Source organism: Microtetraspora sp. NBRC 13810 (genome assembly GCF_030268685.1).
GTDB lineage: Bacteria > Actinomycetota > Actinomycetes > Streptosporangiales > Streptosporangiaceae > BSRQ01.
The window spans coordinates 49175-70319 of record NZ_BSRQ01000007.1 but is presented as its reverse complement, the minus strand read 5'-3'; the positions used below and the strand labels follow the sequence as shown (position 1 = coordinate 70319).

21 protein-coding genes are annotated in these 21145 nt (G+C 72.9%); 14 read left to right on the top strand and 7 right to left on the bottom strand.

Annotated features, from left to right (window positions below; all coding sequences use genetic code 11):
• Positions 1-5 precede the first annotated feature (5 nt).
• Positions 6-458, top strand: a complete 453-nt coding sequence (locus tag QSK26_RS15895; RefSeq protein WP_285775906.1) for a hypothetical protein — start codon at positions 6-8, stop codon at positions 456-458.
• On the opposite strand, the gene QSK26_RS15890 is transcribed toward QSK26_RS15895, so the two are convergent.
• Positions 442-1524 (bottom strand): DUF418 domain-containing protein, encoded by a 1083-nt coding sequence (locus QSK26_RS15890; RefSeq protein WP_285775905.1) that lies wholly within the window; start codon positions 1522-1524, stop codon positions 442-444. The genes QSK26_RS15895 and QSK26_RS15890 overlap by 17 nt on opposite strands.
• A 353-nt stretch (positions 1525-1877) precedes the next feature.
• On the opposite strand from QSK26_RS15890, the gene QSK26_RS15885 reads away from it, so the two are divergent.
• From QSK26_RS15885 to QSK26_RS15870, 4 genes are read left to right on the top strand one after another with little or no spacing between them, the layout of a single operon-like run.
• Entirely contained in the window at positions 1878-2900 is a 1023-nt protein-coding gene (locus tag QSK26_RS15885; RefSeq protein WP_285775904.1) for an ABC transporter substrate-binding protein, read from the top strand.
• Complete coding sequence (locus QSK26_RS15880) at positions 2897-3712, top strand: ABC transporter ATP-binding protein (protein WP_285775903.1); 816 nt, start codon at positions 2897-2899, stop codon at positions 3710-3712. Before QSK26_RS15885 ends, QSK26_RS15880 begins: the two co-directional genes overlap by 4 nt.
• Complete coding sequence (locus QSK26_RS15875) at positions 3705-4580, top strand: ABC transporter permease (RefSeq protein WP_285775902.1); 876 nt, start codon at positions 3705-3707, stop codon at positions 4578-4580. Before QSK26_RS15880 ends, QSK26_RS15875 begins: the two co-directional genes overlap by 8 nt.
• Positions 4577-5908, top strand: a complete 1332-nt coding sequence (locus QSK26_RS15870; protein ID WP_285775901.1) for an LLM class flavin-dependent oxidoreductase — start codon at positions 4577-4579, stop codon at positions 5906-5908. Before QSK26_RS15875 ends, QSK26_RS15870 begins: the two co-directional genes overlap by 4 nt.
• Before the next feature lie 37 nt (positions 5909-5945).
• Here the strand turns inward: QSK26_RS15870 and QSK26_RS15865 are convergent, their stop codons facing one another.
• Positions 5946-6770, bottom strand: coding sequence for a helix-turn-helix transcriptional regulator (locus QSK26_RS15865; RefSeq protein ID WP_285775900.1), 825 nt, complete (start codon positions 6768-6770; stop codon positions 5946-5948).
• A gap of 147 nt (positions 6771-6917) precedes the next feature.
• Between QSK26_RS15865 and QSK26_RS15860 the strand changes: the two genes are divergently transcribed.
• Entirely contained in the window at positions 6918-7952 is a 1035-nt protein-coding gene (locus tag QSK26_RS15860; RefSeq protein ID WP_285775899.1) for an aldo/keto reductase, read from the top strand.
• 1 nt (position 7953) lies between these two features.
• A complete protein-coding gene (locus tag QSK26_RS15855) occupies positions 7954-8487 on the top strand; it encodes a nuclear transport factor 2 family protein (RefSeq protein WP_285775898.1) in 534 nt (177 codons plus the stop codon).
• A gap of 122 nt (positions 8488-8609) precedes the next feature.
• Here QSK26_RS15855 and QSK26_RS15850 read toward each other — a convergent pair whose 3' ends face one another.
• A complete protein-coding gene (locus QSK26_RS15850) occupies positions 8610-9392 on the bottom strand; it encodes an SDR family NAD(P)-dependent oxidoreductase (RefSeq protein WP_285775897.1) in 783 nt (260 codons plus the stop codon).
• Here QSK26_RS15850 and QSK26_RS15845 point away from each other — a divergent pair.
• Positions 9391-9762: an MmyB family transcriptional regulator gene (locus tag QSK26_RS15845; RefSeq protein ID WP_285775896.1), complete on the top strand. Its 372-nt coding sequence runs from the start codon at positions 9391-9393 to the stop codon at positions 9760-9762. The two genes, QSK26_RS15850 and QSK26_RS15845, sit on opposite strands and share 2 nt — an antisense overlap.
• Before the next feature lie 37 nt (positions 9763-9799).
• On the opposite strand, the gene QSK26_RS15840 is transcribed toward QSK26_RS15845, so the two are convergent.
• Positions 9800-10168 carry a MerR family transcriptional regulator gene (locus tag QSK26_RS15840; protein WP_285775895.1) on the bottom strand — a complete coding sequence of 123 codons (369 nt, stop codon included), beginning with the start codon at positions 10166-10168 and terminating at the stop codon, positions 9800-9802.
• Between the two features lie 102 nt (positions 10169-10270).
• Between QSK26_RS15840 and QSK26_RS15835 the strand changes: the two genes are divergently transcribed.
• From QSK26_RS15835 to argG, 4 genes are all read left to right on the top strand, one after another.
• On the top strand, positions 10271-11209 hold the full coding sequence (locus tag QSK26_RS15835) for an NAD(P)-dependent oxidoreductase (RefSeq protein ID WP_285775894.1): 939 nt from the start codon (positions 10271-10273) through the stop codon (positions 11207-11209).
• Between the two features lie 189 nt (positions 11210-11398).
• Positions 11399-11959, top strand: a complete 561-nt coding sequence (locus QSK26_RS15830; RefSeq protein ID WP_285775893.1) for a snapalysin family zinc-dependent metalloprotease — start codon at positions 11399-11401, stop codon at positions 11957-11959.
• A 250-nt stretch (positions 11960-12209) separates the two neighbouring features.
• Positions 12210-13073 (top strand): alpha/beta fold hydrolase, encoded by an 864-nt coding sequence (locus tag QSK26_RS15825; RefSeq protein WP_285775892.1) that lies wholly within the window; start codon positions 12210-12212, stop codon positions 13071-13073.
• Between the two features lie 78 nt (positions 13074-13151).
• Positions 13152-14600 carry an argininosuccinate synthase gene (gene argG / locus QSK26_RS15820; RefSeq protein WP_285775891.1) on the top strand — a complete coding sequence of 483 codons (1449 nt, stop codon included), beginning with the start codon at positions 13152-13154 and terminating at the stop codon, positions 14598-14600.
• A 76-nt stretch (positions 14601-14676) separates the two neighbouring features.
• Here the strand turns inward: argG and QSK26_RS15815 are convergent, their stop codons facing one another.
• Positions 14677-15366 carry a TetR/AcrR family transcriptional regulator C-terminal domain-containing protein gene (locus tag QSK26_RS15815; RefSeq protein WP_285775890.1) on the bottom strand — a complete coding sequence of 230 codons (690 nt, stop codon included), beginning with the start codon at positions 15364-15366 and terminating at the stop codon, positions 14677-14679.
• A 50-nt stretch (positions 15367-15416) separates the two neighbouring features.
• A complete protein-coding gene (locus QSK26_RS15810; RefSeq protein WP_285775889.1) occupies positions 15417-16409 on the bottom strand; it encodes an AraC-like ligand-binding domain-containing protein in 993 nt (330 codons plus the stop codon).
• 276 nt (positions 16410-16685) lie between these two features.
• On the opposite strand from QSK26_RS15810, the gene QSK26_RS15805 reads away from it, so the two are divergent.
• Together QSK26_RS15805 and QSK26_RS15800 are read left to right on the top strand one after the other, a co-directional pair.
• Positions 16686-17801 (top strand): NAD(P)/FAD-dependent oxidoreductase, encoded by a 1116-nt coding sequence (locus tag QSK26_RS15805; protein WP_285775888.1) that lies wholly within the window; start codon positions 16686-16688, stop codon positions 17799-17801.
• 161 nt (positions 17802-17962) lie between these two features.
• Complete coding sequence (locus QSK26_RS15800; RefSeq protein WP_285775887.1) at positions 17963-19135, top strand: damage-control phosphatase ARMT1 family protein; 1173 nt, start codon at positions 17963-17965, stop codon at positions 19133-19135.
• Positions 19136-19923: 788 nt separating this feature from the next.
• On the opposite strand, the gene QSK26_RS15795 is transcribed toward QSK26_RS15800, so the two are convergent.
• Positions 19924-21144, bottom strand: a complete 1221-nt coding sequence (locus QSK26_RS15795; RefSeq protein ID WP_285775886.1) for an acyl-CoA dehydrogenase family protein — start codon at positions 21142-21144, stop codon at positions 19924-19926.
• Position 21145 lies beyond the last annotated feature (1 nt).

The following is a 21145-nucleotide window of genomic DNA, read 5'->3' as shown; positions in this document are numbered from 1 at the left end:
GATGCGTGTACGAACTCACCTCGTACCAGGATTCCTTCGTCGTGCCGTCCACCGGGCTCCTGCCGTACTCGAGCCCGGCGGGATACCTGCACGACGACCTGCTCAGCTTCCGGACCACGGGGACGGTGCAGGTGCAACCGGGAGTGTCGAAGGGGCCGGACGGCGATCCGGTGAACGCGCCCGCGGCGGGCGGCTGGCCCGCGCCCGGACTGCGGCAGTACGCCCTGCTGATGCGCGTCCGGCAGGGGCAGGTGCGGCTGGAGACCAACGGCAGCGTGCCCGACGGCCGGACGCTCGGCGGCATCATGACGCCGAACCGCTGGTACGTCGCGGGCTCCTACAGCGGATGCCTGCGGATCTACGAGAACGGCCCGGTCGCCGTCGAGTTCCTGGTGAACGACCCCGCCCGCACGGACAACGCTGGCCTTCTCTCCGCCGTGCTCAGGCAGTGGTGGTGAACCCGGACGGCAGGGGAGCCCGGGGACGGCGCAGGGGCGGGCGGCGCGCCCAGGTGGCCCAGCGCCAGAGCCATTCGAGCGGCCCCTGCCGGAACCGGCGCAGCCACAGGGCCGACCACGCCCACTGAAGGGCCAGGACGGCGCCGGCGATCGAGAACACCGTCGCCGGCGACCAGGCGTGTGGCGGCCCGCCGGGCAGGGGCGCGACCAGCAGCACGAGGACCGTCGCGGTCAGGTAGTTCGTCAGCGCCATCCGGCCGAGCGGCGCGAAGACCGCCTGGAGCGCCCGCCGTACCGGTGTCCTGAGCAGGAGCAGCAGGGCGCACACGTACACCCCCGCGACGAGCAGCCCCGCTGTGGCCAGCGCGAGAGGGAACTCCCGGTCCCCGAGCCGGAGCCCGGCCTGCCACCACAGGGCGGGCGCCGCGCCCGCGGCGAGGACCAGGCCCAGTACGGCCGGCCCCCTGGCGGACCGCCCGATCCGGTCGATCACCCCGTACCTGGTCAGCGCCGAGCCCAGCAGGAACAGCCCCGGGATCAGGGTCAGCTGGCCGCCCCCGGTGATCAGCGACGCCGCCACGGCCACGGCGGCGAGACCGGCCACGGCCCACCGCGGCAGCCAGGTCGAGGGCAGCAGCACCAGCAGGCCGACGACGGCGTAGGCGGTCAGGATGTCGCCCTGCCACAGCAGCACGTGGTGCGCCAGGCCGGCTGCCAGCAGCACCAGGAGCCGGCGCAGCAGGATCACCCGCGGGCGATCGGCGCGGTCCGCGGCCGACTCCAGCAGCAGCGAGAACCCGACGCCGAACAGCAGGGAGAAGATCGGGAAGAAGCGCTGCGTGGTGAAGAGTCCCAGCCCTCCGCCCGCCGAGCCCTCCGGCGCCAGGACGACGGCGCCGGCGTTGGCTATCGGCTGGACGTTGACCAGCAGGATCCCGCACAGGGCGAACCCGCGCACCACGTCGAGCGCCACGATGCGCGGCCGGCGGGAGGAGGCCGTCCAGGCGTCCTCCGGGCGGGACACCAGATCGTCTTTCCGGCTTTCCGCGCCGGTTTCAGGTGACATGGGCTCATTCTGGGGACCGGCTCCGTGCGCCGGCATTGGCCGAAAGCGGGGTTCCCGCCGTTCGCCCCGTACTTTCGGCCGGGCGGAGTTTCATGTAAAACAGGTAGGTAATATTGACATTACCCCGGTGGAGTCGTACGTTCAGGTCATGAGCCGAGGCTGGTATCTGGTGCGGCGGGTGCACGTTGAATTCGGTCACGTGGCGAGCGCCCAGTGTCGCTGATCGCGAACCGGTGAACTCCGCGCGGCTCGGTTCCGCGCGCTTTCGGTGCGGCCGGTGATGTCCGCACCGCCTCTGCCATGACCCCCCCGCATGCGATCGCGCATGCCCTCCCGCTGGAGGACCGTTTCTCGTGATCAAGTCAGCACGTCTGCTGGTGGCCGTGGCGCTGGCCGCCGCCACCGCGACGGCCTGCGGATCGGCCGAAGGGGCCGCCCCCGGCGGCCCCGAAGTCCTGGAACTGCGCTACCAGGGCAGCGTCGGCGCCGTCACCTTCCCCGAACTCGCCGAGGACCTCGGCTACCTGGGACCGATCAAGCTCAGGTGGATCGGCAACACCATCAGCGGCCCGCAGGACATCCAGGCCGCCGCCACCGGTCAGACCGACTTCGGCGGCGCCTTCAACGGCGCCATCGTCAAACTGGTCGCCGCCGGCGCGCCCATCACGTCGATGATCGGCTACTACGGCAGCGACGAAGGGAGCTACATCGGCTACTACGTCGCACAGGACGCCCCGATCAGGGGGCCACGCGACCTGATCGGCAAGAAGATCGGCGTCAACACCCTCGGCGCCCACCTGGAGGCGGTCCTCAAGGAGTACCTCAAGCGCGGCGGCCTGACTCCCGAGGAGATCAAGCAGGTGGAACTCGTCGTCGTACCGCCGGTCAACACCGAACAGGCGCTCAGGCAGGGCCAGATCGACGTCGCGGCGCTCAGCGGCATCCTGCGGGACAAGGCGCTGGAACGCGGCGGCATCCGCCCGCTCTTCAAGGACATCGACCTGTTCGGCCCGTTCACCGCGGGCTCCGTCGTGATGACCGACCGGTTCGTCGCCGAGAACCCGGGCACGACCCGCACGTTCGTGACGGCCTTCGCGAAGGCCGTGCACTGGACGCAGACCCACACCCGAGAAGAGGTGGTCGCCAGGTACAAGGCGATCATCGCCAAGCGCGGGCGCAGCGAGGACTCCTCGGCGGTCGGCTTCTGGAAGAGCAGCGGCGTCGTGGGCGAGGGCGGCGTGATCGACCCGCAGGAGTTCCAGACCTGGATCGACTGGCTGGAGCGCGAGGGCGAGATCCCGCCCGGCAAGGTCAAGGCCACCGACCTCTACACCAACGAGTTCAACCCGTACGCCACCCCGGGAGGCGCCTCGTGAGCGGGCAACCCAAGATCGCCCTTCGCGGCGTGAGCAAGGTCTTCGACGTGCGCGGCGAGGGGGAGCCGTTCACCGCGATCCACGGCGTCGACCTGGACGTGCGCGAGGGGGAGTTCCTCACCCTGGTCGGGCCGAGCGGGTGCGGCAAGTCGACGCTGCTCGACCTGATCGCGGGCCTGACCACGGCCACCGCCGGCGAGATCCTGCTCGACGGCGCCCCGATCACCGGCCCCGGCCTGGACCGCGGGATCGTCTTCCAGCAGTACGCCCTCTTCCCATGGCGCACGGCGCTGGCCAACATCGAGTTCGGGCTGGAGGCCAAGGGCGTGCCACGCCGGGAACGCGCCGAAGCGGCCCGGCGGTACCTGGACCTGGTCGGGCTGAACGGCTTCGGCGGCCGTTACCCGCACGAGTTGTCCGGCGGGATGCGGCAGCGGGTCGCGATCGCGCGCAGCCTGGCCTTCGACCCGGACGTGCTGCTCATGGACGAGCCGTTCGCCGCGCTGGACGCGCAGACCCGCGAGTCGCTCCAGGAGGAACTGCTGCGCATCTGGGAGCAGACGAACAAGACGATCGTCTTCATCACGCACGGCATCGACGAGGCGGTCTACCTCGGCCGGCGGGTCGCCGTGATGACCTCCCGGCCCGGCCGGGTGAAGGAGATCGTGACCGTGGACTTCGCGTCCCGCGAGGGCGACCTGCGCGCCGGGCCCCGGTTCGGGGAGTACCGGCACCACATCTGGACCCTGCTCCGCGACGAGGTCGCCGCCGCGCAGGCCGACGAGCGGAAGGTGGTGGGATCCCATGGCTGACCGGTCACGCGGCGGCACGGTCGCCGTACCGGAGCGGCCGGGCGCGTACCCGGTGCGCGAGCGCCCGGACAAGGGGCCCGGAGTCCGCGTGCGGCGGGCCGTGCCGGCGGCGGTGCGGGCGGTGTCCGGCGTCGCCCGCAAATCGGCCGCGATCGTGTTGCTGCTGGCCGTCTGGGAGGTCCTGCCCAGGATCGGCGTGGTGGACCCGGTCTTCCTGACACCGTTCAGCGAGGTGGTGGTGGCCTGGGGCGGCCTGGTGGCCGGCGGTGAACTGCTCGACCACGTGCAGGCGTCGCTGCTCCGCTCGCTCGCCGGGTTCGGCCTGGCCATCGCCGGAGCCATCCCGCTCGGCCTGCTGATCGGCTGGTACCGGCCGGTCGCGGACTTCCTCGGCCCGGTGCTCGAACTCTTCCGCAACACCGCCGCGCTCGCGCTGCTCCCGGTGTTCGTGCTGATCCTCGGCCTGGGGGAGACGTCCAAGATCGCCATCATCCTCTACGCCTGCGCCTGGCCCATCCTGCTGAACACGATCGCCGGCGTCCGGGGCGTGGACCCGCTGCTCGTCAAGTCGGCCAGGTCGATGGGGCTGACCCCGCTGCGGTTGTTCCAGAAGGTCATCCTGCCCGCCGCGGTGCCCACCGTCTTCACCGGCATCCGGCTCGCCGGGGCGTACTCCATCCTCGTCCTGGTCGCCGCGGAGATGGTCGGCGCCAAGGCCGGGCTGGGCTACCTGATCAACTACGCGCAGTTCAACTTCCGGATCCCCGACATGTACGCCGGGATCCTCACCATCTCCGTGCTCGGCCTGCTCTTCAACCTGCTCCTCCTCCGGCTGGAGCGGCACTTCTCTACCTGGAGGACGACATGACGGAAAGAAAGCTGCGCCTCAACGCCTTCCTCAGAGGGGTGGGCCACCACGAGGCGGCCTGGCGGCACCCGCGGACCGAGCCGGCCCGCCTCAGCGACGTGCGGCACTACCAGCACCTCGCGCAGGTGGCCGAGCGGGGGAAACTGGACTCCGTCTTCCTCGCCGACGGCCTGGCCCTGTGGGGCAGCGTCCGGCACAACGCGCTCGGCGGCCTCGAACCGCTCACCCTGCTGTCCGCGCTGGCCGCGGTCACCGAGCACGTCGGCCTGATCGCCACCGCCTCCACCACCTACCACCAGCCCTTCCACCTGGCCCGGCTGTTCGCCTCGCTGGACCACATCAGCGGCGGGCGCGCCGGATGGAACATCGTCACCTCCGCGGGCGAGGCAGAGGCGCACAACTTCGGCATCGAACGCCCCGCGCACGCCGACCGCTACGCCCGCGCCGACGAGTTCCTCGAAGTCGTCAGCAAACTGTGGGACAGCTGGGAGGACGACGCCATCGTCGGCGACCGCGCCGGCGGCGTCTACGCCGACACCACCAAGATCCACCGCATCGAGCACGCCGGGCCGCACTTCCGGGTGCGCGGCCCGCTGAACACCTCTCGCTCCCCGCAGGGCCGTCCGCTGCTCGTCCAGGCGGGCTCGTCGGAGGACGGCAAGGAGTTCGCGGCGCGGTACGCCGAGGCCGTCTTCACCGCCCAGCAGACGCTGGCCGAGGGCCAGGAGTTCTACGCCGACCTCAAGTCCCGCCTCGGCAGGCACGGCAGAACCCCGGACGAACTGCTCGTCCTGCCCGGCATCTCCCCGATCATCGGCTCCACCGAACGCGAGGCGCTGGCCCTGGAGAAGGAACTGGAAGACCTGACCATCCCGGCGTACGGCCTGGGCCAGCTCTCCACGATCCTCGGCTTCGACCTGTCCGGCCATCCGCTGGACGAGCCGCTGCCCGAGGTGCCCGACTCCACCGAGGGGCACCAGAGCCGCCGCAAGCTCGTCCTCGACCTCGCCCGGCGGGAGAACCTCACCGTGCGCCGGCTGCTGGGCAGGCTGGCCGGCGGCCGGGGGCACCTGGTGGTGGCGGGCACCCCGGAGCAGATCGCCGACCAGATCCAGGAGTGGTTCACCCTCGGGGCGGCCGACGGGTTCAACATCATGCCGCCGCTGCTCCCCGGCGGGCTGGAGGACTTCGTCGACCACGTGGTGCCGGAGCTGCAGATCAGGGGCCTGTTCAGGACCGGCTACGAAGGCAGGACGCTGCGCGAGAACTTCGGCCTGGCCCGCCCCCGCTCCGGTTACGCCCCCGCCCCCGCCCACGCGGCCGGGTGACCCATGGCGCCCGGCCGCCGCGCCGCCCGGCCCCCGGTCACCCGCGGGCCGCGGCGAGGCGGTCGAGGGCGGCCTGGGCGGGGCTGCCCGGCGGGGCGGTGTAGGTGACGATCTGGTGGTCGAGCGTGCCCGGCAGCAGCGCGCAGACGTAGTCGAGGCCGAGCCGCCCGACCACCGGATGGTCGAACTCCTTGCGCCCGATGCTCGGCCCCTTCACGTCGTGCCGGGTCCACCAGGCGCGGAACTCCTCACTGCGCTCGGCCAGCTCGCCGATCAGCGTCCTCGTCGCCGGGTCGTCGGGGACCATGCCGGTGGCGGTGCGGAGCTGGGCGATGGCGTGCCGGGCGATGGTGCCCCAGTCGACGTAGAAGGTCCGCGCGCGCGGATCGCAGAACGCGAACCAGGCCAGGTTGCGGCGGGCCGGCGGCAGCTCGCCGAAGTCGATCACCAGCGCGGCGGCCATCGCGTTCCAGGCCAGCACGTCGAGCCGGCCGTTGAGGACGTAGGCGGGCACCGGGTCGATGACGTCGAGGAGCCGGCGGACGCTCGCGCCGATCGGCGGCGGCTCCGCGTGGATCGGCGGGGCGGGCTCGGCGCGGGCCAGCCGGTACAGGTGGTCCCGCTCGTCGTCGTCGAACCGCAGGGCGCGGGCCAGCGCGTCGAGGACCGACGACGACGGCCGGATGTCACGCCCCTGTTCCAGGCGCATGTAGTAGTCCGGGCTGATCCCGGCGAGCAGGGCCACCTCCGCCCGGCGCAGGCCGGGCGCGCGGCGTCGCCCGGAGGCGGGCAGGCCCGCGTCCGCGGGCTCGATCCGGGCACGGCGGGTGCGCAGGAAGTGCGCAAGGTCACGAGCGGCCATGCCGCCAGTCTGCCCGACCGTACGGCATGCCGTACCGCGCGTCCTAGCCCTCTCCTTCCTAGCTTCGCCGATGCGCGCCCCGGGCCTGCTGGTCATCGGCGGATCCTGGTGCCTCCGCGGCCGGGCGGGCACGATCGAGGCGACCGGATGATCGGAAAGAGGGGTCACGTGCGTTTTCGAAGGCTCGGATATCAAGGGCCACAGGTCTCCACGGTCGGGTTCGGCGCCATGACGCTCGCGCCCGGCATCTACGCCGACGTGGACGAGCGCGAGGCGGCCGCCACCCTGGACGCGGCCGTCGACGCGGGCATCACCTTCGTCGACACGGCCGACATCTACGGGGACGGCCACAGCGAGCGGCTGATCGGCCGCCGGCTCCGCCACCGGCGCGACGAGATCGTGCTGGCCACGAAGTTCGGCGGGAACCACGGCGCGGACGGCGTCCTGCTGACCGGCATGGGCAGGCCCGCCTACATCAGGGGCGCGCTGGAGGCCAGCCTGAGCCGCCTGGCGACCGACCATGTCGATCTCTACTACCTGCACAGGCTGGATCCGGAGACCCCGATCGAGGACACCGTCGGGGCGCTCGCCGAACTGGTCCGCGAGGGGAAGATCCGGTATGTCGGGCTGTCGGAGGTGTCCGCGGAGACGATCCGCCGCGGGCACGCGGTGCATCCCATCACCGCCGTGCAGACCGAGTACTCGCTGTTCCAGCGGGAGCCGGAGGAGGCGATCCTGCCCGTCTGCGCCGAGCTGGGCATCGGTTTCGTCGCCTACAGCCCGCTCGGCCGCGGCCTGCTCGGCGGCGCGCTCCGCGGCACGGCCGACCTCGCCGAGCGGGACTGGCGCAGGGGCAACCCGCGCTTCCAGGGGGACAACCTCGGCCGCAACCTGTCGCTGTCAGACGAGGTGGGCCGCCTGGCCGCCGAGTGCGGGGTGACGACGGCCCAGCTCGCCCTGGCCTGGCTGATCCACCAGGAGGTCGTCCCGATCCCCGGCACCGGCCGGGCCGCGAACGCCCGCGCCAACGCCGCCGCCGCCGACCTGTCCCTGGACCGGCAGGTGTTCGAGCGGCTCGCCGGGCTGGTCCCGCCCGGCGTGGCAGCGGGCGCGCAGGGCGACGCGGCCTACCTGCGCAACATCGACACCTCCGCCTCCTCGGGCGTTCGGGAAAGGACCTGACATGCGTGTCTCCTCGGCCATGGCCGTCTCGTTAGCCGTGGTGGCGGCCCTGGGCGTCGCCGCACCCGCGCCCGCGGCGGCCCGGCCGCACGCCGTCTCCGCCCAGGCGGCCGAGACGCCCGCGCCCGCCGCCGCCCAGCGCGCTCGCAGCCTCCGGACGGTGGACGCGTTCTACCGGGCCCTGCAGGCCAAGGACATCGACCGGTTCGCGACCCTGTGGACCAGGGACGCCGTCTATCGCGTGCCCGTCACGCCACAGGGCGTACCCGGCGCGACGGTGGGACGCGACGCGATCGTGTCGGGCATCGGCGACTTCTTCCGGCTGTTCGGCGAGACCAGGTTCACCTGGAGGGCCGAGCCGATGCTCGACCCCCGCCGGGTGATGGCCACCTGGACGCTCGACATCGAGCTGGTCGCGGGCGGCACCTACCGCAACCGGGGTGTGGCGATCTTCCACATGGACGGTGACCGGATCGCCGACTTCACGGAGTACTTCGACACGGCCGCCTTCCTGAAGGCGTTCGGCACCGGCTGACGCCTGCTCCGAGGGGTGCCGGGGGCGGTTCGCGGCCTGCTCCGCCGCGACCGCCGTCGGCCTCCTGACCGGGATGCTCACCTCGGACGAGCGGACACCGGCCCTCCGGCACCGTAGGGGGGTCAGGCCGGGCGGGTGGCGGAGATGCCGCCGTCCACGTAGAGCGTGATGCCGTGGACCATGGCCGCGTCGTCGCCGGCGACGTACAGGACGCCCTTGGCGATGTCGTCCGGCCGGACGACGACGCCCGCCGGGGTGGTGGCGGTCATCGCGTCGAGTTGCGCGCGGGCCGCCTCGTTGCCCGGCGTGAGGGTCGCTCCGGGCGCCACGGTGTTGACCCGCACGCCCCGTGGCCCGCACTCCGCGGCCCAGCTGCGGGTGAGCTGCTCGTCAGCCGCCTTGGTCGCGGTGTACATCGCCGCGAAGGGGCTGCCGACCCGGGCCATCCAGGAGCCGATGGTGACGATGACGCCGCTGCCCCGCTCGGCCATGGCCGGCGCCATCGCGGCGACCAGGACGTGGGGGGCGCGGACGTTGACCGCGAGCATGGCGTCGAGGTCCGCGTCCGGCAGGTCCTCGGTCGGCGTCGCCGGGTAGATGCCCGCGTTGTTGACCAGGATGTCGACGCGTCCGCCGAGCACGTCGGTGGCCTGTGCGGCGAAGGCGCGCAGCTGCTCGCAGCTGCCTGCGAGGTCCGCCGGGACGAAGTCGGCGCGCCCGCCGGCCCGCCCGATCTCCTCGACGACCCGCTCGCCGCGGGTTGCCTGCCGGCCGCTGACGACGACGTGTGCGCCCTCGCCGGCCAGTACGCGGGCGATCGCCGCGCCGATCCCGCTGGTCGAGCCGGTGACCACGGCGGTGCGGCCGGCCAGCCGGGAGCCGGGGACGTCGTTCGTCCGCTTCATGTTCCAGGACCCGGTCGCCCGCGAGCGGATCGTGAACTGGGCGGACTTCGCCTCGGCCACCGTCGCCACGATGCGCCGGGAGATCGCCCGCCGCCCGTACGACAACCGGCTCGCGGCGCTCGTGGACGAGTTGCGCGCGAGCGACGGCGACGTCGCCCGGTGGTGGGACGACCACGCCGTCCGCGACTACGCGTCGGTGGCCAAGCGCGTCCAGCATCCCGCCTCCGGCCCCATGTCCTTCGACATCGAGATCGTCCGCGCGCCGCACGAGCCGGAGCAGCGGCTCGTCGTCTACACGACCGAGCCCGGCTCACCCACCGCACGCGTCCTGCCGATCCTGGCCGGTTGGAACGCCGCGCCCCATCCCTGACCAGGCCGCCGCCCGCGGCGTGGACCCGGGCCTGGGGTCAACGGCCCGCCGAGGTGGCGAGGCCGGCTTCGATGATGCCCGTCAGCGCGGAGCGGACGTCGTGGAGCTCGGCGATCCGGTCGTCGATGCGCCGGCGTTCCCGTTCGAACTCGGCGACGAGGTCGACGCAGCCGGGCGCGAGGAACTCCCCGTCGTCCACCATGCACGGCAGGATCTCCCTGACCAGGTCGGTGTTCAGACCCGCCGCGAGAAGGATCCGGATCCGGCGGACCGTCGCGGCGTGCTCGTCGGTGTAGACGCGGTATCCGGCGGGTGTCCGCCCGGGGATCAGCAGACCCTTCTCCTCGTAGTAGCGCAATGCGCGCGTGCTCACCCCGACGCGTTCCGCGAGCGCACCGATTCTCAAGCCTGGCCGCCTTCCGCGCTTGACCTTCACGTCAACGTGAAGCTCTAGCCTAACGGCACACGTGAGGCGATCACGCCTCCTGGAGGACGGGAGAACACCGAGATGGGCCACACGACCACCTCACCGCCGGTGACGGTGATCGGCCTGGGACCGATGGGGCGCGCGATCGCCGGCGCCTTCCTGGCCGCCGGTCACCCCACCACGGTATGGAATCGCACCGCGGACAAGGCCGGCGACCTTCTCACCCGGGGCGCCACGTGGGCCGACGGCCCGCAGGCCGCGCTCCAGGCGAGCGAGCTGACCGTCGTGTGCGTCGTCGACGCCGACGCCGTCGAAGCCGTCCTCGACCGCGCCCTCGCCGAATCGGACCACCGGAGACTTCCGGCCACCACCCTGGTGAACCTGACCTCCGAGGCGCCGCGGCGCACCCGGGAGCTCGCGCTCCGGGTGGACGGCCTCGGCATGGCCTACCTCGACGGCGCGATCATGACCCCGGCGGCGGTCATCGGCACCGAGACGACCCGCATCCTCTACAGCGGACCGGCCGCCCTCCTCGACCGCCACCGGCCGACCCTGGCGGCATTGGGCGGCGCGGCCGTCCACCTCGGCGCCGACCCTGGGAGGGCGGCGACCTTCGACGTCGCCCTGCTCAACCTGTTCTGGACCTCGATCACCGGATTGATGCACTCCTTCGCGCTCGCGGCACGCCAGGAGGTGCCGGCCACCGCGCTGGCTCCCCACGCCCAGCAGATGGCGCAACTGATGGCCGACCTCCTCCCCGCGCTCGCGGCCGAGATCGACGGCGGCAGCTTCTCCGGGGAGGGATCAGCGGCGTTGACCTCGGTCGCCGCGAGCCTGGAGCACATCGTCCACGCACTCGACGAGACCGAGGTCCCCTCGGCCGTCACCAGGGCCGCCAAGGAGGTCGTCGACGCCGCGGTGGCGGCCGGCCACGGAGGGGACGCCCCGGTCCGCCTCGCCGAGTTCCTCAGCCGCGGCGCCGCCGCGGGACAGCCGCCCGCCCGGTCCGGCGCCGCCTGAACCGTCCCCGTCCTGCGGCTGCCATAACACCGTGATAGGGGACAACTGACGCATCCCGTACGGGACGCTCCGAGCGTACGTTGACGGCGACCCACCTTGAGGACTCCACGGCCACCGGCGCCACCGCGACAGTGAACCGTGACCCTCGCGCAAGCCGACCACCCCGCCGCCCGAGGAGACCCGATCAACGTGTCCAGAATCCTCCGCACCGTCGCCGTCCTCTTAGGATTCACCTTCCTCGTCACCCTGTCGCCCGCCCCCGCCGCGTCCGCGCAGGAGGGCGCCGCCGCGGCCCGGGTGCTCAGGTACGACGCCAGCCGAGCCGCCGAGTTCCGCGGCGTCGTCGACCAGGCGGCGCGGCTGTGGAACTCCAACGTCTCCAACGTCAGGCTGGTGGCGGGCACCCCCGCCGACTTCGTGGTGTACGCCGACAACGGCTGGCCCCGGGCGCTGCCCACCAGCCTGGGCCGGGGCACCATCTGGATCGGCAGGGAGGCGACCGCCCAGGGGTACAACCACCTGCGCATCGCCACCCACGAGATCGGCCACATCCTCGGCCTGCCCGACCGGCGCACCGGCCGCTGCTCCGACCTGATGTCCGGCTCCAGCGCCCCGGTGAGCTGCGCCAACGCCACCCCGAGCGCGGCCGAGCGAGCCGAGGTGGACAGCAACTTCGCCGGCGCGACCCCGCTCGTCGAGTTCAACGAACTGCACGTCGACCGCGCGGCCGACCTGACCCCGGCCCCGTAGCCCCGGCCGTGACCGCGCGGCCGACCTGACCCCGGCCCCGTAGCCCCGGCCGTGACCGTGCGCCCGACCTGACTCCGGCCCCGTAGCCCCGGGCCCGTGACCGTGCAGCCGACCTGACTCCGGCCCCGTAGCCCCGGGTCCGTAGCCCCGGGCCCATCAGCGGCGGAGAGGAGCCCCTGGCCCTCTCCGCCGCTTCCCTCGTCTCGCGGCGGCTAGGGTGATCACACCCGGCAGCCAGGGAGTCCTGATCATGATCGAGGCCAGCGCTTTCGGAAGACCGGGATACGCCACCACCCGCGACGGCCGCAGGCTGCATTACGTCACGGCGGGCGACGGCGGCCCGCCGGTCGTGTTCGAGGCCGGGGGGAGCGGTTCCCGGACGATCTGGGGCCTGGTGCAGGGGGAGGTGGCGCGGAGCGCCGGGACGCTCTCCTATGACCGCGCGGGATTCGGCCGCAGCGAACCGGACGCCGCCCCCCGGACGCTGGAGCGGATCGCCGACGACCTGGAAGACCTGCTCGGCTCCGTCGGCGGCGGGCCCTTCGTCCTGGTCGGGCACAGTCTCGGCGGGCCGATCTGCCGCCTGCTCGCCTACCGCCGTCCCGAGCTCGTGGTCGGCCTGGTCCTCGTGGACCAGGCCGCCGAGGACTGTGACTTCTACTCCGGTAGGGCGCTCGCCGCGCTCGGCGCCGTGACCCACCTCCTCACCGTCCCCCTGGCCGGGCTCGGCATCATGGGAGCCCTGGCCGGACGCCGCCTGTACCGGCGGTTCCCGCCCGACATGGTCGCGGAGTCACGCGGCGAGGAGTTCACCACGGCGGCCCTGCGCGCCCACCGGGCCGAGGCGCGGCACCTGGCGGCGGGCTTCCGCGCGCTGCGGCAGGTGAGCGAGGGCAGGCCGCTGCCCGACGTCCCCGTCACGCTCATCTCCGCGGCCGCCGGCAAGAAGCGCTCCGGCGGCATGCAGGCCCAGATCGCCGCCAGTCACCAGCGGCTGGCCCGGTCGCATCCCCAGGGCAGGCATGTGTGGGCCGAGGGGAGCGGGCACATGGTGCCGGTGGAGGCGCCCGGGGTCATCGTGCGGGAGGTGCGCGCCCTTCTGAGCCCGTCCTGACCGTTCCGCGGCGGCCGGGCACGCGTCCGCGCGGCCAACTTTGCATGGTCATGCAGTGGTGTGTATATACTTCTACTCGTGTCCAAGGTCCTCACCTCCCTGCCTGTCGGCGAACGAGTCGGGATCGCCTTCTCCGGCGGCCTCGACACCTCCGTAGCGGTCGCGTGGATGCGCGAGAAGGGTGCAGTGCCGTGCACCTATACCGCTGATATCGGCCAGTACGACGAGCCCGACATCGCCTCGGTGCCCGGCCGTGCCACGGCGTACGGCGCGGAGGTCGGCCGGCTGGTCGACTGCCGGGCGGCCCTCGTGGAAGAAGGGCTTGCGGCCCTGGCCTGCGGTGCCTTCCACATCCGCTCCGGTGGCCGCACCTACTTCAACACCACCCCGCTCGGGCGGGCCGTCACCGGCACCCTGCTGGTGCGCGCGATGCTCGACGACGACGTGCAGATCTGGGGCGACGGCTCCACCTTCAAGGGCAACGACATCGAGCGGTTCTACCGCTACGGCCTGCTCGCCAACCCCTCCCTGCGGATCTACAAGCCGTGGCTGGACGCCGACTTCGTCAGCGAGCTCGGCGGGCGCAAGGAGATGTCCGAGTGGCTGCTCGCCCGTGACCTGCCCTACCGGGACAGCACCGAGAAGGCATACTCCACCGACGCCAACATCTGGGGCGCGACCCACGAGGCCAAGGCGCTGGAGCACCTCGACGAGGGCATCGAGATCGTCGATCCGATCATGGGCGTGCGGTTCTGGGACCCCGCCGTCGAGATAGCCGCCGAAGACGTCACGATCGGCTTCGAACAGGGCCGCCCGGTGACGATCAACGGCAAGGAGTTCGCCTCCGCCGTCGATCTCGTGCTGGAGGCCAACGCGGTCGGCGGCCGGCACGGCATGGGCATGTCCGACCAGATCGAGAATCGCGTGATCGAGGCCAAGAGCCGCGGCATCTACGAGGCGCCCGGTATGGCGCTGCTGCACGCGGCCTACGAGCGGCTGGTCAACGCGATCCACAACGAGGACACCCTCGCCAGCTACCACAACGAGGGCCGGCGGCTGGGCAGGCTGCTCTACGAAGGCCGCTGGCTGGACCCGCAGGCGCTGATGCTGCGCGAGTCGCTCCAGCGCTGGGTCGGCACCGCGGTCACCGGTGAGGTGACCCTGCGGCTGCGGCGCGGCGAGGACTACTCCATCCTGGACACGTCCGGACCGGCGTTCAGCTACCACCCGGACAAGCTCTCCATGGAGCGCACCGAGGACTCCGCCTTCGGCCCGGTGGACCGCATCGGCCAGCTGACCATGCGCAACCTCGACATCGCCGACTCCCGCTCCAAGCTTGAGCAGTATGCCCGGCTCGGCATGGTCGGCAGCCCGCACCCGACGCTGATCGGTGCCGCGCAGGCGGCCTCGACCGGGCTGATCGGTGCCATGCCCGAGGGCGGCGCCGAGGCGATCGCCTCCCGCGGCGAGGTCCCGGAGGACGACGAGCTGCTCGATCACGCCGCGATGGAGGCCGGCACCGACTGACCGGCACCGGCACCGACACCGGCATCGGCCCTCTGGGCCGAGCTGCCGATCCGCCGGTCAGGTGCCGGTCGCGGCTCTAAAGGCGCGGCCGGTGGGTGGAGAGCCGGGCCGCGAGGCCGTCGACGATGGTGCGCAGGCCGAACTCGAAGCTGTCCTCGTCCGGCAGGGCGGGGGCGGCGTCCACCGAGGGCGTGGTGCGCGCGCGCAGCCGGGGAAACCGCCGTGCGATCTCGGTGATGCGCGCCAGCGTGTCCCGCAGCCGCTGCTCCTCGTCGGCCCCGGTGCGGCGCAGCTGAGCCCGCCAGGCCGACTCGGCGGCCTCGCCCTGCGCGGCGCCGATCACGAACATCAGGACCGTCGCGGCGGCCTGGTCGGCCTCCGGGCCGGTGAAACCGGCGGCTTCGTAGACGGCCAGGCAGTGGTCGTCGTAGCGGGCCTTGCCGGAACCGTAGACGAGGTGCGTGCTCATGGCCGGCAGCAGCCAGTAGTGCCGGCTGATCATCGCGTGCGCGCCGTGGGCCAGCGCCGCCGTGGCCTCCCGCCACCCGACCTCGTCCGGGTCCGGCAGCTCGATCTCGCCCCAGACGTGGTCGGCGGCGAGCACCACGAGTTCGTCCTTGCTCTTCACGTGGTAGTACATCGCGGTGGCCGCCGCACCGAGCTGGGCGCCGAGCCGCCGCATGTTCAGCCCGGCCACGCCCTCGGCGTCCAGCACCTCGATGGCCGCCCGGACGATCTGTTCCCGGGTCAGCGTGTCGCGCGGCATGGCATCAACCTACCGGCGACCGCACGAACTTCGACGAGGCGGGACGGGTGTCATCGCTCCGGGTGCCCCGCCTGGCCGGCCTGCCGCCGGTAGGCCGTGGGGGAGAGACCGAACGCGGCGCTGAAGGTCCGGCTGAAGTGGGCCTCGTTGTGGAAGCCCCAGCGCCGGGCGATGGCGCGCACCGTGACCCGGCGCCTCGACGGGTCGGCCAGCTCGGCGCGGCACCTCTCCAGCCTGCGCCGCCGGATCCAGCCGGCGACGCCGACGTCCTGCGACTCGAAGAGCCGGTGCAGATGCCGGACCGAGATGCTGTGCGCCGCCGCGATCGTCGCCGGGCTCAGCCCGCCGTCGTCGAGGTGCCGCTCGATGAACGCCATCACCTGCATGAGCAGCACCTGCCGGGGGTCGCTCAGCGACGCGGTGGACTTCTCGCCGAGCGCCTTGGTCAGCGTGGCGGCGAGCAGGTCGAGCAGGATGTGGGAGACCCGCACCGCGTCCTCCGGCGCGTAACGCTCGCCCTCCTTGGTCAGCCGGTGCAGCACGTTGACGAGCAGGGCGCCGACGTCCTCCCGCCCGGAGAGCCGGACCGCCAGGAGCCGCCGGATCTCGGCCTCGCCGATCGGCAGGACGTCACGGGAGAAACCGAGCACCAGCCCGCCGCGCCCCTCGACGGGGTTGTCGGCGGTCTCCGGGGAGAAATCCGCGGTCGTCCAGGCGTTGAAGGTCCGGGAAGTGTCGTACAACACGAATTCCCCTGGGCGCATCGTGGCCTCCCGGTCCATCTGCCGTATGCCGGACGCGCCGCTGAGGGTGACGGTCATCTGGTAATAGCCGGGATCGGACTGGCGGATCCGGCGCGGGGTGCGCCGCGCTTCGAACGAATTGCAGCGCACCCGGCCGAGCTGCACCACGCCGAAATTCATCATCCGCATTTCGCCCCAGAAGTCGTCGGCGCGCTCGCTGGCCGCGTCGACCGAGATCACCGACTGCGACACGGCCTCCCACCAGTAGTCGAACCGGTCGGCGGGCGCCACTTCGTCCACTCGTACAACTGCGGTTGACCCCATATCCGCTCCCCAAGGAAAAGGAATTCGCCTGCCCGGTCACGCCCCCGCGGCGGGACCGCGTCACGGCCCGCGACCATAGGAAAAGCCTGCGAAAGCCGCCGCCGATCGTCGAACAGCTGTACGGGTACACGATAGGAGACCTGCGGTCGCACGGCCTATCCCTATTGCTTTCAGCGAACAAGCGCCCCTTCTGTGTCACATCGGAGTCACCTGTCCCGTCCTTGTTGCGGCAAGCGAGAGGGGAAGGCCACGATGTCTCATATTGTGATCGTCGGCGGGGGATTCGCGGGCGTGTGGAGTGCCGCCGCGGCGGCGCGGGTGCGCGGTGACGGGGCCGCGCTCCGGATCACCGTCGTCACGCCGGACGAGGATCTCGTGCTGCGGCCCAGGTTGCACCGGCTGGACCCGCAGGCGTCCCGGGTGCCGTTGAGGCGGGTCCTCGCGCCGGTCGGGGTCGAGCATCTGCGGGCGAAGGTCACCGAGATCGACCCGGAGCGGAGCCGGGTCGTCGCCGGCGGGCGCGCGGTCGGTTACGACCGGCTCGTGCTCGCCTCGGGCAGCCGCCTGGTCCGGCCCGGGCTGCCCGGCGCCGAGCGCCTTTTCGACGTCGACACCGCGGAGGGGACGGCCCGGCTGGCGGCCCGGCTGGCGGGGCTCGGCAGGTTCACCGCCGTGGTCGTCGGCGCGGGGTTCACCGGCCTGGAGGTGGCCACCGAGCTGGCCGGCCGTGGTGACGTGGTCCTGGTGGAACGCGCCGGTGTCGTCGGCCCGGAGCTGGGGCCCGAGCCGCGGCCCGCGATCGAGTCGGCGCTCGCCGAGCTGGGGGTGAAGGTGCGGCTCGGCGTCGGCCTGAGCGCGGTGGACGACCGGGAGGCGGTGCTCACCGACGGCGGCAGGGTGCCGGCCGACGTGGTCGTGTGGACGGCCGGGGTGCGGGCCAGCGCGCTCACGGCCCAGATCCCGGCCGCCCGGGACGAACTCGGCCGCCTGGAGGTGGACCGGCGGCTGCGCGTGAGCGGGAACGTCTTCGCCGCCGGAGACGTCGCCGCGGCCGAGGCCGACGCCGGCCGTCGCGTCCTCCAGTGCTGCCAGCACGCCATCCCGATGGGAAAGGTGGCCGGGCACAACGCCGCCGCCGACCTGCTCGGCCTGCCGCTGACGGACTTCGCCCCCGATCCGTACGTCACCTGCCTCGACCTCGGCGCGGCCGGCGCCGTCACCACCACCGGCTGGGACCGCCGGATCCGGCTGACCGGGGTGGAGGCGAAGGAGGTCAAGGACCGGATCCTGGGCCTCATTCACCCGCCGGTCGACGACGCGAAGCTGATCCTGGAGGCGGCCGGCACCCCGGGCACCGGCGTCCGCTGACCGGCTGCCGGTCCGGCGAGCGCGCCGCCCGCGCCGCGGGGCCGGGCGCACGGGCCGGCGGGTACGGCGGCCCGCGCGGGGCCGGGCACGCGCGGGACGGTGGCCCGCGCGGGGCCCGGCGTGCGGGACGGCGGTACGGTGGCGGAGTCCCATGCCCGCCGATGAGGAGGAGCGAAGTGTCCGTGCCGGAGAACAACCTGCCGCCGGAACTGCTGAACGGCGACCCGGACGGCTTCGCCTGGCAGGTCTGGCACGAGCGGACGCCCAGGCTGATCGAACGGCTCAAGGACGCCCACCCCGCAGGTCCCGGGAGCGCGGCGCTGGACGGCCTGCTGACGGAGATCTTCTCCGGGGTGATGGAGCCGCTCGGCCCGCACGCGCACGACCGGGACCTCTGGGCGTCCTGGGGGGCCGCCCACTTCGGCAAACCGTGGATGGACGCCCCGTTCCTGTGGTCGGAGTCCTACTTCTACCGGCGGATCCTCGACGCCGTCGGCTTCTTCGAGTCCGGTCCGGCCGCCGGCGCGGACCCGTTCGGGCACCTCAAGGCCGCCGAGCTGACGAGCGGGGAGATGGCCCGCGACCTGGCCGCGCTGGAGGAGCTGCGGCGGCTGCCCGCCGCCGAGAGCGGCCGGGCCAAGCTGCTCGCGGCGCTGTGGGGCAACCGGGCCGACCTCAGCTTCCGGCTCGGGCACGCGGCGAGCCTGGAGGAGCGGCTGGTGGCCGACGACGGCGACCCGCTGTGGGCCGCGTTCGGGCCGGCTGCCGACGTCGTCGTGGTCGCCGACAACGCCGGGCGCGAGCTGGTCGCCGACCTGGTCCTCATCGACCACCTCCTCGCGCACGACCTCGCCGCGTCGGTGACCCTGCACCTCAAGCCGCACCCCTACTACGTGTCCGACGCGACCGCGCACGACCTCGACGCCTGCCTGGACCGGCTGGCCGGAGCCGGCGGCGAGGCCCGGGAGGTCGCCCGGCGGCTCGGCCGGGCGGCGGACACGGGCGCGTTCACCCCGGAGGCCCACGACTTCTCCTGCTCGCCCTGGTCCTACCGGCGGCTGCCGGACGACCTCGCCGCCCGGTTCCGCGCCGCGTCGGTCACCGTCATGAAGGGCGACCTCAACTACCGGCGGCTCGTCGGCGACCGGGCCTGGCCGCCCGGCACGCCCTTCGCCGCGGCGACCGCCTACTTCCCCGGCACCGTCGCGGCGTTGCGCACCCTCAAGTCCGACGTCGTCGTGGGGATCGCCCCGGCGACGCTTGCCGCTCTCGACGCCGCATCCTCGTCCTGGCGGGTGGACGGCGGCCACGGGCTCCTCCAGTTCCGCCCGTGAGCGCCGCCCCGGTGGGCCGAGCCCGCCTCCCCGCCCGGCCGGGCGCGGAGGCGGGCTCGGGGAACAGGCCGCCGAACTGGCCGGCGAGCGCCGCGCCGAGCCGGTCGCGCAGCGCGGTCAGCCGTTCGATGCGCGCGTCGAGGTCGGCCAGCCGCCGGACGGTGACCTGGGCGACCGGGCAGCCGTCCAGCTCCTCCGGCAGAGGCCCGGCACCGGCGCCGTCCGGCGGGAACGTCAGGTCCAGGACGGGGACGAGGGCCTGGACGTCGCGCGGAACCGGTGCTGCCGATCACCCGGGTGGCCCCGCGGGGCCGGGCGATCTGCCCGGCCATGGTGCCGACCCCGCCCGCCGCCCCGGTGACGAACACCGTGTCGCCGGGCCGTACCTCGGCTCCCCGCACGATCCCGAACCAGGCGGTCGGCCCTGCGAGAGGTGGCATGGGCAGCCCGGCGTCGTTCTCCATCAGGGTGCGCATCACGGCGGTGACGCTCATGAGCGTGTTGCGCACGAGCACCTGGCCGGGGCCCGGCTCGGGGACCGGGACCCGCACGACCCGGAGATGGCCGGGGGTGAAGGCTCAGCGCAGGCGGGCGGTCAGGCGCACTTCCCGGTGGGTCGCGGGCACGGCGGCGGTCATGGCGGCTCCTCGGCAGACGGGACACCGCGCGGGGGATGCCCGCGCGGGTACGACCACGTCGACGTTAGAAGTTGCCGTTTACGTCAAGTTCAAGTCCCACACGGAGCCGCGGCCGGGTGACGGGAGACGGCGCGCCGCCGTGGCCGCTCGCTATGAGTACCAGGTGGGCTGGGGGAGCTCGTCGCGGAGCAGGTAGACGCCGACCTCGCGGCGCTTGTAGGCGACCGGGTCGTGCAGGGTGTGCGTGCGGATGTTGCGCCAGAAGCGGTCGAGCCCCTCCTTCGACGTGGTCGCCCTGGCGCCGGTCACCTCGAAGATGCGGCTGGTCACCTCCAGCGCCACGTCCGTCGCCCGTACCTTGGCGGCGGCCACCCGTACCTCGTGCTCGCCCCGCGCCCGCTCGGTGACCTCGCCGGGGTTCTCGTGGAACCACAGGCCCTCTTCGGCGATCCGGTCGGCGAGCGCCTCGGCCGCCCACAGCTTGGCGTTGAGGTCGCCGTAGGTGTCGATGACGTAGGGCTCGTCGACCGCCCGCTCGTGGCCTCCGTGCAGCCACGGGCGGGAGCGGTCGCGGGTGTACGCCAGGGCGGTCTCCAGCGCGCCGCGCGCGATCCCCAGGTAGAAGTTGACGAACACGAGCTGGATGACCGGCACGTTGAGCGTCGTGTACACCCTGGGCTGGAACTCCCTGCCCACGTACCCGAGCGCGTCCGACCACGGGGCCCGCACCCCGGAGAGCGTGACGCTGCCGCTCTCGGTGAGCCGCTGGCCGATGTTGTCCCAGTCGGAGTTGAAGGTCAGCCCGGGGGAGCCGGAGGGGACGATCGCGAAGACGTGTTTCTCCGTGCCCTCCAGCACGCCTTCCAGGACGGTGACGTCGGAGACCTTGCTGCCGGTGGAGAAGGACTTGTGGCCGTCGAAGGTGAGCGTGTCGCCCTCGTCGCGGACCACGATGTCGTCGTCGCGCGGGTTGACGGCCCCGCCGAAGAACCAGCCCTCGCGCGCCGCCTGGGCCTCGACGCGTTCCCACTGTTCCCGGGTGCCGACGAGACGGGCGGCCCAGTTCCACAGGTAGTGGTAGCCGAGGAGCTGGCCGATGGAGCCGTCCGCCTTGGCGATCTCGCGGACCACCCGGTAGGCGGTCGGCCAGTTCTGCCCGCCGCCGCCGTGCTCGGCGGGGCCGAGCAGGGTCACCAGGCCCGCGTCCTTCAGCAACCGCACCTCGGTGTGCGGGGTCCGCGCCTCGCGGTCGCGTTTCGCGGCGTCGATCGCGAGGACGGCCGCCGCCTCCGCGGCTCGCTCGATCCACTCGGCGGAGTTACCCGGGCTCTTCCTGTCGGCCCAGTCGTGCTGGATCTCGGTGGTCGTCACG